The 12,562-nt window shown below is 67.1% G+C and carries 11 protein-coding genes; 7 read left to right on the top strand and 4 right to left on the bottom strand.

Annotated features, from left to right (window positions below):
* Nucleotides 1–90: 90 nt before the first annotated feature.
* The gene (locus OU998_RS16730; protein WP_267514773.1) at nucleotides 91–381 is read left to right on the top strand and encodes an integration host factor subunit beta; all 291 of its coding nucleotides are present in this window, start codon (nucleotides 91–93) and stop codon (nucleotides 379–381) included.
* Between the two features lie 23 nt (nucleotides 382–404).
* A complete protein-coding gene (gene mscL, locus OU998_RS16725; protein ID WP_267514772.1) occupies nucleotides 405–827 on the top strand; it encodes a large-conductance mechanosensitive channel protein MscL in 423 nt (140 codons plus the stop codon).
* A 112-nt stretch (nucleotides 828–939) separates the two neighbouring features.
* Here the strand turns inward: mscL and OU998_RS16720 are convergent, their stop codons facing one another.
* Nucleotides 940–2,040, bottom strand: coding sequence for a serine hydrolase domain-containing protein (locus OU998_RS16720; protein WP_267514771.1), 1,101 nt, complete (start codon nucleotides 2,038–2,040; stop codon nucleotides 940–942).
* Nucleotides 2,041–2,196: 156 nt separating this feature from the next.
* Here OU998_RS16720 and ppk2 point away from each other — a divergent pair, with 156 nt between their 5' ends.
* Nucleotides 2,197–2,946: a polyphosphate kinase 2 gene (ppk2, locus tag OU998_RS16715; protein WP_267514770.1), complete on the top strand. Its 750-nt coding sequence runs from the start codon at nucleotides 2,197–2,199 to the stop codon at nucleotides 2,944–2,946.
* Between the two features lie 501 nt (nucleotides 2,947–3,447).
* The gene (tldD, locus tag OU998_RS16710) at nucleotides 3,448–4,872 is read left to right on the top strand and encodes a metalloprotease TldD (RefSeq protein WP_267514769.1); all 1,425 of its coding nucleotides are present in this window, start codon (nucleotides 3,448–3,450) and stop codon (nucleotides 4,870–4,872) included.
* A 132-nt stretch (nucleotides 4,873–5,004) separates the two neighbouring features.
* Here the strand turns inward: tldD and OU998_RS16705 are convergent, their stop codons facing one another.
* Complete coding sequence (locus OU998_RS16705) at nucleotides 5,005–5,931, bottom strand: TraB/GumN family protein (protein ID WP_267514768.1); 927 nt, start codon at nucleotides 5,929–5,931, stop codon at nucleotides 5,005–5,007.
* Nucleotides 5,932–6,094: 163 nt separating this feature from the next.
* Between OU998_RS16705 and OU998_RS16700 the strand changes: the two genes are divergently transcribed.
* Complete coding sequence (locus OU998_RS16700; protein ID WP_267514767.1) at nucleotides 6,095–8,167, top strand: TonB-dependent receptor plug domain-containing protein; 2,073 nt, start codon at nucleotides 6,095–6,097, stop codon at nucleotides 8,165–8,167.
* A 73-nt stretch (nucleotides 8,168–8,240) separates the two neighbouring features.
* Here OU998_RS16700 and OU998_RS16695 read toward each other — a convergent pair whose 3' ends face one another.
* Nucleotides 8,241–9,965, bottom strand: a complete 1,725-nt coding sequence (locus OU998_RS16695) for a peptide MFS transporter (RefSeq protein WP_267514766.1) — start codon at nucleotides 9,963–9,965, stop codon at nucleotides 8,241–8,243.
* 166 nt (nucleotides 9,966–10,131) lie between these two features.
* On the opposite strand from OU998_RS16695, the gene OU998_RS16690 reads away from it, so the two are divergent.
* Nucleotides 10,132–10,893 (top strand): extensin family protein, encoded by a 762-nt coding sequence (locus tag OU998_RS16690; RefSeq protein ID WP_267514765.1) that lies wholly within the window; start codon nucleotides 10,132–10,134, stop codon nucleotides 10,891–10,893.
* Between the two features lie 197 nt (nucleotides 10,894–11,090).
* Nucleotides 11,091–11,294: a cold-shock protein gene (locus tag OU998_RS16685; protein WP_008264090.1), complete on the top strand. Its 204-nt coding sequence runs from the start codon at nucleotides 11,091–11,093 to the stop codon at nucleotides 11,292–11,294.
* Between the two features lie 158 nt (nucleotides 11,295–11,452).
* Here OU998_RS16685 and OU998_RS16680 read toward each other — a convergent pair whose 3' ends face one another.
* Nucleotides 11,453–12,364, bottom strand: coding sequence for a DMT family transporter (locus OU998_RS16680; protein ID WP_267514764.1), 912 nt, complete (start codon nucleotides 12,362–12,364; stop codon nucleotides 11,453–11,455).
* Nucleotides 12,365–12,562 lie beyond the last annotated feature (198 nt).

Here is a 12,562-nt window from a genome sequence, read left to right as displayed (position 1 = left end):
GGCTTTTTCCCGCGACCAGCGGGGGTTAGGGTGCGTGTCTGGATCCTCGACGGGGGCTGACCCGTCGATCACGCGCTGGCAGGGGGCCTGATGATCAAGTCCGAACTGATCGAGAAACTTGCGGCCGAAAACACCCACCTGACCCATGCGGAGGTGGAGCGGCTGGTGAATGTCATCCTCGGCAAGATGACCGGCGCCCTCGCTGAGGGCGGTCGGGTCGAGCTGCGCGGTTTCGGCGCCTTCTCGGTGCGGTCCCGCCCGGCGCGTCTGGGGCGCAATCCGCGCACCGGCGAGACGGTGGACGTGCCGGCCAAGGCCGTGCCCTTCTTCAAGAGCGGCAAGGAACTGCGCGAGCGTCTGAACGCGTCCGGCGACGCCTGAACCTCTAAAGACCGAGCGACCCCATGAGCCTTCTGTCCGAATTCCGCGAGTTTGCGGTCAAGGGAAACGTCGTCGATCTGGCCGTCGGGGTGATCATCGGCGCCGCCTTCAACGGCATCGTCAAAAGCCTGGTCGATCAGGTGGTCATGCCGCCCATCGGCCTGCTGACCGGCGGCATCGACTTTTCCGAGCTGGAATGGGTGCTGCGCCCGGAAAACCCGGCGACCGAGACGGTGGAAAAGGTCGCGATCCAGTACGGCGCCTTCGCCAATACGGTGATCCAGTTCCTGATCGTCGCCTTCGTGGTCTTCATGGTGGTCAAGGGGATCAACGCCCTGCGTCGCCAGGAAGCCGCCAAGCCCGATCCGGCCCCCTCGGCGCCGACCGCGACCGAGGCCTTGCTGACCGAAATCCGCGATACGCTGAAGTCCCGCCCCGGCGTCTAGAGCATTCGCCGGCTAAGAATGCGAAAAGCAAGAATCTAGACCAATCGTCCATCGCCAACTCAAGCGACGATTGGTCTAGACATAGGGGGCGCGCGCGATCGGGCCTGGTGTCCTATCCGGCCAGGGTCGCGACCAGGTTCCGCATCAGGCCGCTGGTCGCCGCCTGGCCGGCGCCCTCATTGCTCAGGCCGATGAAGGCCAGGCCTCGCGCCGGCGCCACTATGGCGGTGGCGTACCACAGGGTGTTTGATCCATCGTGGGTCAGCACCGGCCCGCCGGCCCAGGGAATCTGCGTCGGCGCGATCCATCCCAGAGCGTAGGGCAGGCCTTCGCCGGCGCCTGGAACCGTCAGTAGGCGGATCGTCTCGGGTTTCAGCCAGCCGTCGCCGTCCGTCAGGAACAGTCTCAGCCAGCGGCCATAGTCGGCCAGGCTCATATGGACCGTGCCCGCCGGCCCCAGGGCCGCTGGATTGTCCGCACCCGGATCGGCCGGATCCACGGCGGTGCGCGCCGCCCCTTTGCTCTGGTGGCCCCAGACATTGGCCCCGCCCGTCGTATTGGTCTTGGGCGCGCCGAACCCGGCCGAGGTCAGGCCCAGGGGCGCGAACAACTCGGCCTGCATGGTCTCTTCCCACGACTGGCCCGTGATCGCCTCGATCGCCGCCCCGACCAGCATATAGTTGGCGTTGGCGTATTCGAACGTTCCCTTGGCGCCCGTGGGCGCGGCGCCCAGGATCCGCTCGACCACGGCCCGCCGCTGCTGCGGCAGGGGGCGGGGGTCGCCCCGCGCCGTCATGAAGAAGATCATGCCCAGGGCGTCGGCGTCCTTCACGCCCGCCCGGTGATGCATGAAGTCGCTGAGGCTCGCGCCTTCCCAGGCCGGATCGATCTTCATCCCCGGGAACAGGTCGCCCATCGCCGTGTCCCAGTCCGCCCGTCCCTGATCGACCAGTCGCCCATACAGCGCCGCCGTCATCGCCTTGGTGTTGGACCCCAGGTGCCAGCGGTCGTCCAGGGTCGCGGGATCGCTTGCGCCGACCCGACGCACGCCCCGCGCCCCGGACCAGACCAGGCCTTCGCGCGTCACCATCCCGCCGGCCAGGGCGACCGGCTGGGTCTGGGCGAAGGCGGCCTCCAGCGCGGCTTCATAGGCGTCGGCGGATGCGGCTCTGGCGACCGTCGCTCCGGCGGTCGCGGCGGCTACGCTGGACATCATTAGCATTCGGCGGTTCAGCATCGTCGAAACCCCTCCCGGTTCGGACCACCCTAACCCCGACGGGCGGTGCGGGCACGTGAGAAGATCGTCATCTTCGGGCCGCGTTCCGCCGCTCCGCTTGCCCTGGCGGGGCCCCCGTTCCACTGTCGCCCTATGGGAAAAAAGACCGACGCCTACGAAACCGAGCTCGAACAGCTTCAACTCGCCATGGTGAAGACCCAGGCCTGGACCATCGCACACGGTCTGCGCGTCGTCATCGTGCTCGAGGGGCGCGACACCGCCGGCAAGGACGGGGCCATCAAGCGGCTGACCGAATACATGTCCCCGCGCCAGACCCGCGTCGTCGCCCTGCCCAAGCCCAGCGACCGGGAGACCGGCCAGTGGTATTTCCAGCGTTACGTGCCGCACCTGCCGGCGGCGGGCGAGACGGTCATCTTCAACCGGTCCTGGTACAACCGCGCCGGGGTCGAGCCGGTCATGGGCTATTGCACGCCCGAGCAGTACGCCCAGTTCCTGACCGACGCCCCGCGGTTCGAGCGGATGCTGACCGACGACGGGATTATTCTGATCAAGCTGTGGCTCGACATCTCGCGCAAGGAACAGGCCGAGCGGCTGAGGGAACGCCGCGTCGATCCGCTGAAACGGTTCAAGCTGTCGTCGCTGGACGCGGAGGCCGAGACTCGGTTCGACGCCTATTCCGACGCCCGCGACCGGATGCTGGACGCGACGGATCGCGACTTCGCCCCCTGGACCGTCGTCGCCACCGACGACAAGAAGACGGCCCGCCTCAATCTGATGCGCCACATCCTGGCGGTGCTGGACCATTGCGGCGAGGAGATCGCGGCGCCGGATCCGGACGTCGTTTTGTCGGCCGATAAGGCCAAGGGGAAGCTGGCGCGGTAGGTCGGCCCTCGTTTTTGTCCTTCCGGGCTTTTGCTGCGCTACGCCCTGAATGGCGAAATATGATGTGACGCCCGTTCTGGCGCGAATGGCGCGAAAACAGCGTGCCAAGGCGCCAAACGTGCCAGAGGCGCCAAACCTGCCGAAAACGGCGCGGTGGCGGTCGATGGGGGCTGTGGTGTCGCTTCTCATGCAAAGATGATCTCACACTGCCGGCCACCGGTGGGTCGAAAGGCGCTGGATGTTCACAAGTCGTTGAAATTGTTTGAAGCGGGCCAGCGTCATTGTGCGCGCTGGCCTCTTCTCTTTCTTCATTCCGGGCGTAGGGCCGCGCGCTGACGGATTTCGCCTTCGGCGTCGCTGGGTTCCAAGCCTCGCCTGGCCCAACGCCGCAAGGAGATCGCCGGAAACACACACTGAAATTGACTCCAAAAGATTCGAGTGGATTGAGTCTATTCCTCGCCGCGAGGTGACGAACCGCTCGCCAACCCCTACCTACAGCCCATGACCGTTCACGCCGCCCCGCCCCTCATCCTCGACGCCGCCGATACCGACGAAGCCCTGTCGATCCTGAAGACGGCCCTGGCCGGCGCCGACGACGGCGAGCTGTTCCTGGAACGGTCCGAGAGCGAGAGCCTGGTGTTCGACGACGGCCGGCTGAAGTCCGCCGCCTATGACGCGACCGAGGGCTTCGGCCTGCGGGTCGTGGCGGGCGAGACCGCCGGCTACGCCCACGCCAACGAGATCTCGGCCGCCGCCCTGCGCCGCGCTGCCGACAGCGCCGCCCTGGCCAAGCAAGGCCACGCCGCCCGCGTCGCCGAGGGACCGCGCGCCACCAATCAGCAGCTTTATGACGCCGTCGATCCCCTGGCCTCGCCGGCCTTCTCCGACAAGATCGCCCTGCTGGCCGAGATCGACGCCTGGGCCCGCGCCCGCGACCCGCGCGTGGTCCAGGTCTCGGCCTCCCTGGTCGGCGAGCGCCGCGCCATCGAGATCCTGCGCGCCGACGAACGGGTGGTGCGCGATATCCGCCCCCTGGTCCGGCTGAACGTCTCCGTCACCGTCGAACAGAACGGCAAGCGCGAGAGCGCCGGCGCCGGCGCCGGCGGCCGCGCCGGCTTCGAGGCTTGGGTGGCGCCCGAGCGCTGGCAGGCCCAGGTGGACGAGGCCCTGCGCCAGGCCCTGGTCAATCTGGACGCCATCGACTGCCCGGCGGGCGAGATGGACGTGGTCCTGGGGGCCGGCTGGCCCGGCGTCCTGCTGCACGAGGCCATCGGCCACGGCTTCGAAGGCGACTTCCACAGGAAGGGCTCGTCCGTCTTCAACGGCATGATGGGCCAGCGCGTCGCCGCCCCCGGCGTCACCGTGGTCGACGACGGCTCCATCGCCGGGCGTCGCGGCTCCCTGTCGGTCGATGACGAGGGCACGCCCACCTCGCGCACCGTCCTGATCGAGGACGGGATCATGGTCGGCCTGATGCACGACCGGCTGTCGGCGCGTCAGCTGGGCGTCGCCGCCACCGGCAACGGCCGTCGCCAGTCCTTCGCCCACATGCCCATGCCGCGCATGACCAACACCTTCATGGAGGCGGGCAAGGATTCGAAGGCCGACATGATCGCCAATACCAAGCGGGGCCTCTACGCCGCCAACTTCTCGGGCGGCCAGGTGGACATCACCAACGGCAAGTTCGTCTTCCAGTGCAACGAGGCCTATCTGATCGAGGACGGGGTCATCACTGCACCGGTGCGCGGCGCCACCCTGATCGGCGACGGCGCCACGGCCCTGACCAAGATCCAGATGATCGGCGACGACTTCGCCTTCGACCCCGGCGTCGGCGTCTGCGGCAAGGCCGGCCAGGGCGTCCCCGTCGGCATAGGCCAGCCCTCGCTGAAGATGGGCGGCCTGACCGTCGGCGGAACAGCGGTCTGACGTCAAAGGCGCCTTGGCCTTCGACGCGGTTTTTCCGCGCCACACTCGAGAGCAAGCACCATGCCCGCCGAACGCAGCAGCGCCGGCATGGGCGAGGCCGTTCCCGACCGCCGGGCCCCGCGACCTAAGGGGTCAGGGGGCCACGGGCCGCCACTCGGGTCCGATCGGCTCCAGCCCCTGGGTTTCCAGCCGGTCCAGGACGCCGTCGGTCTCCGCCAACAGCCGAAGCGGCGCGATGGCCACTGTTACCCCGGGCTGCGACAAGGCCTCATCGACGGCCTTGTTCCAGATGCCCCGCAATCTCTCGCCCTCGCCCATCACCGCCCAATAGGAGCAGGCGTTCGTCGCCTGCTCCAGCGGCGAGGCCAGCACCGCCGGCACCTGCCTGCGTCGCCAAGCTTCCGCCCGTCGCTCGCCCTCGGCCTCCCCGGCTTCTGCGGCCGTCGCCGCCTTTTCGATACAGTCCAGATAGGCTTCGGGCGGCGTGGTCAGGATCTTCTCGACCATTTCGTCGCCGTGAAAGACACCAACCGGTTCGGCCGGCTTGCGGGACGCGCGCGCCGCCCGTCGCACCACCTCCGACACTGGGCGCGCGCGGCGGGCATAGCCGCCATGTTCCATCAGGTCGGCCGACAGCATCATCATGCTTTGGCGGCTTGGCCCCTCGGCCGTAATCCGTTCCACCCGCGCCTCAAGATCGGGCGAGAGATAATCTGCGCTCGTGCGGCCGTCGGGCAGGCGCGTCAGGGTTCGCATCCGCCAGAGCAGCCGTCCGACATCCGCCAACGACGCCTGACCCTGTATCGGGAACAGCACCCGATCCGCCCCTTCCACCGCTGAGACCAGAGCGTCTGTGCGCCATTCCATGTCTCGCGGCAGGCCGTTAATCGATCCCACCAGGATCAGCGTGCTGTCGCCGCGTTGGACCTCCCACATCGGCCCCTCGATCCGGCGCGCGACCACAATGATCTCATCGACCGTGGCGGGCTCCTCGGCCGTCTGGGCCAGCGTCGGCGTCGCCGCAGCGATCAGGCCCAAAGCCAGAATCAATGCTTTCATGTCCGTCCCCCTGTTCATGACCGTATAGTCTCACAATCGAAAGTATAGGCACGTGAACATCCGGTAATGCTGTCGCCGATTTAATCCACCTTTCCACCTTGTAACTGGAGATGAACGGAACGGATCGGCACACCTCTCGCCGACGAACTTGAGGGGAAGACCGATGAACAAGACCCTGCTGCTGGCCACCACCGCCCTGCTGTTTTCCGCCGCGACCGCCCATGCCGGCGACGCGCCGCAAGTGGCCCAGGCGCCCGTGCCGACCGGCCCGACCCGCCAGGCGCCCTTAGCCGACGCCGCCCAGCGCGGCGTGCTGGTCTTCACGCCTGACTTCTTCCTCGCCCAGCGGCCCAATACCGCGCTCGACATGGTCAACCGCGTGCCTGGGTTCGAACTGGACGACGGCAGCGGCGCGCGGGGCTTCGAAGGCGCGGTGGGCAATGTGCTGATCAACAACGCCCGCCCCGCCTCCAAGAACGACGCCGGCTCGAACGTGCTCAGCCGTACTCCAGCCCGCCAGGTCGAGCGGATCGAGCTGATCCGCGGCGGGGCGCCCGGCATCGACATGCAAGGCTTCTCGGTTGTCGTGAACGTCATCCTGAAGGCCGAGGCCAGCCGTCAGTCCATCCTGACCTGGAGCACCACCCAGTTCGAAGGTTCTGGCCAGGACCTCTCCAGCGGCAGCTATCAGTTTACCGCTCGGGACGGCGACCGCAGCTGGGGCGTGACCCTGTCCGACGGGATCAGCACCAGCGACTCCAACGGGCCGGGCCGCCTCATCCGCCGCGACGCGGCCGGAACTGTCCTGCGTGACGAGGTCACCGACAACGACAGCTATGGCGGCGGCGACTCGATCCGCGGCGTCTATGCCGGGCCGCTGGCGGGCGGCAAGGTGGATCTGACCGCCCGCTACGGGATCAGCGACTGGCAGGGGTACAACACCAGCCGATCCGCCACCGCCTTCCGCGAAAGCCTGGAAAGCGAGGACGAGGACGGCGGCGAGTTCGGCGTGACCTGGGAACGCCCCCTGAACGCTCACTTCAAGCTGGAAACCCGGCTGATGCACGAGTTCGGCAGCTGGGACGGGGTCTCGACCTATAATGTCCTGAACAACGGCGTGGACGCGCCTGAACAGGTGTTCGCCTATTCGGGCGAAAGCTCCGAGACCATCCTGCGCGCCCTGGTGCGTCACGAACGTTCGCCCAAACTGACCATCGAGACCGGCGGCGAGGTCGCCTACAATATGCGCCAGACAGACCAGGCCTATAGCGAAGGCGGCGTGCCCATCGCCCTGCCCAGCGCCTCGGTCAAGGTCGAGGAGACGCGCGGCGAGGCCTTTTCCAAGGGCACATGGCGGCTGCACCCGGACCTGACGCTGGAAGCGGGTCTACGCCTCGAAGCCTCGACCATCAGCCAGTCCGGCGACGCCAATCAGGAGAAGAGCTTCTTCTTCGCCAAGCCGCGCTTCATGGCCACCTGGACGCCGATGCCCAACAACCAGCTGCGGTTCCGCTTCGAGCGCGAACTGGGCCAGCTGGACTTCTCGGACTTCGCCGCCTCGGCCGACCTGGACGAGGAGAATGTCTATGGCGGCAATGTCGACCTGGAGCCGGAGCAGCGCTGGATCTCGGAACTGACCTATGAGCGCCGCTTCTGGGGCGAGGGCGTGGTCTCCATCGGTTATCGCCATGACGAGATCATCGACGCCATCGACCGGATCCCGCTTGCCGACGGCCTGTCGGCGGTCGGCAATATCGGCGACGGCACGCTGGACCGGCTGTCGCTGAACGTGACTGTGCCGCTGGACAAGCTGGGCGTGAAGGGCGCCCGCTTCACCTTCAGCAACGACTGGAACAAGACTTCCGTCACCGACCCGACCACGGGCGAAGAACGGCCCATTTCGGACGCGCGGCCGACCCAGGCCAATATCGGCATCGAGCAGGACATCACGCGCTGGAAGCTGCAATGGGGCGTGAACTGGCTGCCTTACCTGGGCGAGGCCAGCTACTCGCCGGACCAGGTCTCCAAATGGCGCGGCGCGGACTATTTCGAGATGTTCGCCGAGTACAAGCCGTCGCCGACCCTGGCGATCCGCGCCCAGCTGAACCTCTGGGACGACTTCACCCAGACCCGGACGGTCTTCGCGAACCGCCAGACTCGGGCCGTCGCCTTTGTCGAAGACAGCGCCGTCGATCCCCGCACCTTCGTCTCGGTCCGGGTGCGCAAGACCTTCTGAGGCCGGCGCCGACCAGCAAAAAGCCCCGGCGGATCGCTCCGCCGGGGCTTCTTCAGGTCCAGAGGCGCGTGGTTCAGTGGACCCCGGCCATGCCCTTCTTCAGCAAGGGCGAGATCAATAGCAGGAAGACGCCGACCCCGACGCCCGTCCAGCCGATGGTGCCGAAGATCGAGCCGTAGGTCTGCAACGCCAGCGCGGGGCTGGTCACCACGCCCGCGACCGTATCGGTCGCCGTCGCCTTGGCGATCAGGCCGGCGACGATATGGGCGACCGAGCTGGACAGGAACCAGATACCCATCATCATCCCGACCACCCGAGCCACCGACAGTTTGGTGATCATCGACAGGCCGACCGGCGACAGGCACAGCTCGCCGATCGTGTGGAAGACATAGGTCAGGAACAGGAACAGCAAGGGCACGCGGAAGGCCTCATTGGCCTGGTTCGCCGCCGCCCAGGTCAGGACCAGGAAGCCCAGGCCGACGAAGACCAGGCCGAACGAGAACTTGACCGGGGTCGAGGGCTCCAGGTTCCGTTTGCCGAGCCAGACCCACAGGGCGGCCAGGATCGGGCCGCCGATGATGATGACGCCCGGGTTGAACATCTGGGTGTAGCCGGCGTTGAACCAGTCAGGCATCTGGGTCGACTGGTCGGCGAACAGGGTCAGCGAAGAGCCGGCCTGTTCGAACAGGGCCCAGAACAGCACCGAGAAGAAGATCAGCAGCTGGGCGACCAGCATGCGGCTGCGTTCGGCGCCCTTCAGGCGGAAGACCGTATAGCCGACCACCGAGGCGAAGATGACGCCGGCGATCCAGGGCAGGCCCGTCTCGATGATCTCGTGGCGTTGCATCAGCAGCCAGGTCGGGATGACAGCGACCAGGCCGGCGATCCAGAAGAAGGGAACCAGGGGCACGCCCAGGATCGAACGACCTTCCACTGGAACAGGCGGTGCGCCGCGACCCTCAAGCCAGGACTGGCCCAGGACAAAGGTCAGAAGCCCAAACAGCATGCCGATGCCGGCCAGGCCGAAGCCGTAAGCCCAGCCATAGTTGAAGCCGAGATAGGAACAGGCGGCCGTGGCCAGGAAGGAGCCCAGATTGATGCCGACGTAGAAGATGGTGAAACCCCCGTCGCGACGGGGATCGTTCTCTTCATACAGGGCGCCGACGACGGTCGAGATATTGGCCTTCAGGAAGCCGACGCCGACAATGATCAGGGCCAGGGCCAGGAACAGAACGGGCTCGCCCAGCTTCTGGTCCCGCTCGGTCTCCAATGTATAGCCGCCCGTCGCCGTAAAGGCGGGGAAGTCGGACGGGGCGGCGGTTGCGGCGGCGACGGTGGAAACGCCTTCGGGCGTGATGGCGATATGGACCCGCTCGTCGCCGTTGACGGCGAACATCTTGCGGTTCTGATCGCGGCCTTCGACCTGAATCTGATAGGTGGTGTCGCCGATGGTCAGGCTTTCACGACCGCCCGTGCCCTCGAAGGCCATGGTGAAATGGCCCATGACCAGCAGGACGGCGCCGATGATGACGGCCTTGCGCGACCCCAGATATCGGTCGGCGATTATGCCGCCGATGACCGGCATCAGAAAAACGAGCGCTGCGTAGGCGGCGTAGATGCCTTGGGCCTCGCCCGAGCTGAACAGGAAGTGCTGCGTCAGATACAGGACCAGCAGGGCCCGCATGCCGTAGTAGGAGAACCGTTCCCACATTTCGGTGAAGAACAGAACCACCAGCCCCCGCGGGTGCCCCAGGAAAGTCTTGCGAGGCTCGAGCGCCCCCCCATCCGTCGCTGTCAACGGCTCACTCCCAACTGCCGCGCCGCAACTGGGCGCGCGAAAGGCGCATACCCAGCACAGCGGGCAAATCTGAACAAGTGTTAAGGCTGTCGCGGCGCGGGGTGTGAACGTTCGCGTGGTTGCGGCGTTTGCCAGCGGGACCGTGGGCGGTCCATGCTGGGGATGTATGAAGCGCGACTTCGCTGATTTCTGGAATCTGCTTTGGGAGGTCGGGCTGTTGGCCTGCGCCGCCTTTGCGTTGATGAACGCCTATGCGCCGCCGCAGGACCTGCCGTGGAAGCCGCTGGACCTCAGCCATCCGGTCGGCCGGGCGACGGCGGCCAAGGTGGCGGATTTCGATCTTCCTCCCACGGCTTCGGCTGAAGAGGTTCAGGGCGCGACCGAGGCCTGTATGCAGGCGCTGCGCACGGCGGGGGTCGAGGTCGAGCGGGCGGCGGATCGCGACGACGGCGGCTTCTGCGTGGTGCGCGGCGCGGTGCGGATCACCGGCGGGGCGGTCACGCCCCTGGCCCCGGCCGATGTGGTCATGCAATGCCCGCTGGCGGTCCGTTATGTCATCTGGGATCGCCAGGTGCTGCAGCCCGCCGCGCGCAGCATCCTGGGATCGGCGCCGGCGCGGGTCGACAACTATGGGACCTATGCCTGCCGCCGCATCTATGGATCCGAGGACGTGCAGGAACGACCCAGCGAACATGCGGGTGCCAATGCCCTGGATGTGGCGGGGGTGCCCCTAGAGGATGGGCGAACGATCAGCGTGCTTAACGACTGGCGCGGCCAGGGTCCGGCGGGCGAGCCGGGCGGGCGTTTCCTTCACGAGGTGCGAAACGGCGCCTGCCGGCTGTTTTCCACGGTTCTGACGCCGGACTACAACGCGGCCCACGCGAACCACCTGCATATCGACGGCGCCGAGCGCGGCCTGTGCCGTTAAGCTTGAATCACCCCTCAGGCGAATCGCTTTGCTGTTGACCGACTGGAAAAGCCGGGTGACAACAACAGCACAGTCCGGATTTTGCGTGGGGTCCACACCCGCGTCTCGCTCCTTCGCCTGAACGAGCTGTCCAGATGGATTGTCGGGTCACCCCGAGGGGGATCCGCCTGGAAAAGCGCGTTTACGGAGACGCAGACATGGCGACCGGTACGGTCAAGTGGTTCAACCCCACCAAGGGTTATGGATTTATCCAGCCCGACAGCGGCGGCTCTGACGTGTTCGTTCACGTCACCGCCGTTCAGAAGGCCGGCCTTCAGGGTCTCGATGAAAACGCCAAGGTCGAATACGAGCTGGAAAACCAGCGCGGCAAGACCTCGGCGATCGACCTCAAGCTCCTCTAAGCCGAACAGCCGACAATATTAAGATGCGGGCGCGGGGGCTTCCTTCGCGCCCGTTTTCTTTTTTGGGCTATCGCGCTTTGCGCGACTTGAGCCCGTCGGGTTGGGCTACCGCGCTTCGCGCGACTTGAGCCCGTCATGTTGGGCTATCGCGCTTTGCGCTACTTGAGCCCGTCGGGCGTCGGCTTCGTCCGTTGCGAGCGCTGGGCCATCACGATGGCCCCCAGCACCAGGGCGCCGCCCAGGGCCTGGATCGGGGTCAGGGTCTCGCCGAAGACCCACCAGCCCAGCAGGCCGGCGACGACCGGCTGGATCAGGATGGTCACGGCGGTGATCGAAGCCGGCAGCTTGCCCAGGGCCCAGGCGACGCCGCCCTGGCCCAAGACGTGCATCACCCCCATGGCCACACAGGCGGCCCACCCCGCCGCGCTCGCCGGGATGATGTCTTCCCCCAGAACCAGGGCGACGATCAGCAGCAGGGGCGCGCCCAGCAGGGTGGCCCAGAAGGTGACGCGCATGGCGCCCGCCGTGGCGCGCGCGGCCTTCACAGCCAGGAAATAGCCCGAGTACCAGACCGCCACCGACAGGGAGAAGGCGTCGCCCAGCGGCGGATTGGTCCCCTGGCCGCCGTCAGCGCCCGCCGCCATGGCGAAGGCGCCGCCCATGGCCAGAACCAGGGCCAGCAGGAACAGCCGACGCGGCGCCTCTTTCAGCACGATCCAACCGAACAGGGTCACGACGACCGGCGTCAGATTGCACAGGACCGTGGCGTTGGCGACCGAGGTCATGACGATGCCGTAGTGCCAGAAACTGAGATCCAGGGCGAAGAACAGGCCCGCCAGCAGCGCCCATTTCGACGGGGCCGCGATGCCGCCGGGCTCGCGCGACGCCAGCACGGTCAGCAAGGGCAGGGCGAAGACGAACCGCCAGAAGCCCGCCGCCGCCGGTCCCGTCTCCGTCAGGCGCACCAGGATCGGGGCCAGGCCCAGGACGCAGGCGGCGATCAGCAGCACGATCAGGGCGAAGGCGCGCGGAGAGACAAGCGACGAGACGCGTGAGACGAGGGGGGGCATGCGGCCTCTTACGCCGCCCTGCGACCTTCCGCCACAGCGGGCGCGCGGCCTCGATGCGGGCGCGCATGCCCGGACGACGGCGCGAGCGCCCAACCGACTGCGGTTGTTGATCTATTCGCGCCTGAGGGGTGCGAGACGGCGCATTTTCTCCGTCGCTGGGTCTCGGGGGAGGCCGTAGGACGGCGGGGACATGGAACG

This window comes from Brevundimonas sp. SL130 (assembly GCF_026625805.1).
Taxonomy (GTDB): Bacteria; Pseudomonadota; Alphaproteobacteria; order Caulobacterales; family Caulobacteraceae; genus Brevundimonas.
Note: the sequence above shows the minus strand (reverse complement) of the source record. Positions and strands in the feature narration are given on the sequence as shown.

What these genes read in the sequence shown, in the direction of transcription:
- OU998_RS16690 (WP_267514765.1), top strand. Translation starts at nt 10,132, where the DNA reads ATGAAGCGCGACTTCGCTGATTTCTGGAATCTGCTTTGGGAGGTCGGG.
- OU998_RS16680 (WP_267514764.1), bottom strand. Translation starts at nt 12,364, where the DNA reads ATGCCCCCCCTCGTCTCACGCGTCTCGTCGCTTGTCTCTCCGCGCGCC.
- OU998_RS16730 (WP_267514773.1), top strand. Translation starts at nt 91, where the DNA reads ATGATCAAGTCCGAACTGATCGAGAAACTTGCGGCCGAAAACACCCAC.
- OU998_RS16720 (WP_267514771.1), bottom strand. Translation starts at nt 2,040, where the DNA reads ATGTCCAGCGTAGCCGCCGCGACCGCCGGAGCGACGGTCGCCAGAGCC.
- tldD (WP_267514769.1), top strand. Translation starts at nt 3,448, where the DNA reads ATGACCGTTCACGCCGCCCCGCCCCTCATCCTCGACGCCGCCGATACC.
- OU998_RS16705 (WP_267514768.1), bottom strand. Translation starts at nt 5,931, where the DNA reads ATGAAAGCATTGATTCTGGCTTTGGGCCTGATCGCTGCGGCGACGCCG.
- mscL (WP_267514772.1), top strand. Translation starts at nt 405, where the DNA reads ATGAGCCTTCTGTCCGAATTCCGCGAGTTTGCGGTCAAGGGAAACGTC.
- OU998_RS16700 (WP_267514767.1), top strand. Translation starts at nt 6,095, where the DNA reads ATGAACAAGACCCTGCTGCTGGCCACCACCGCCCTGCTGTTTTCCGCC.
- OU998_RS16685 (WP_008264090.1), top strand. Translation starts at nt 11,091, where the DNA reads ATGGCGACCGGTACGGTCAAGTGGTTCAACCCCACCAAGGGTTATGGA.
- ppk2 (WP_267514770.1), top strand. Translation starts at nt 2,197, where the DNA reads ATGGGAAAAAAGACCGACGCCTACGAAACCGAGCTCGAACAGCTTCAA.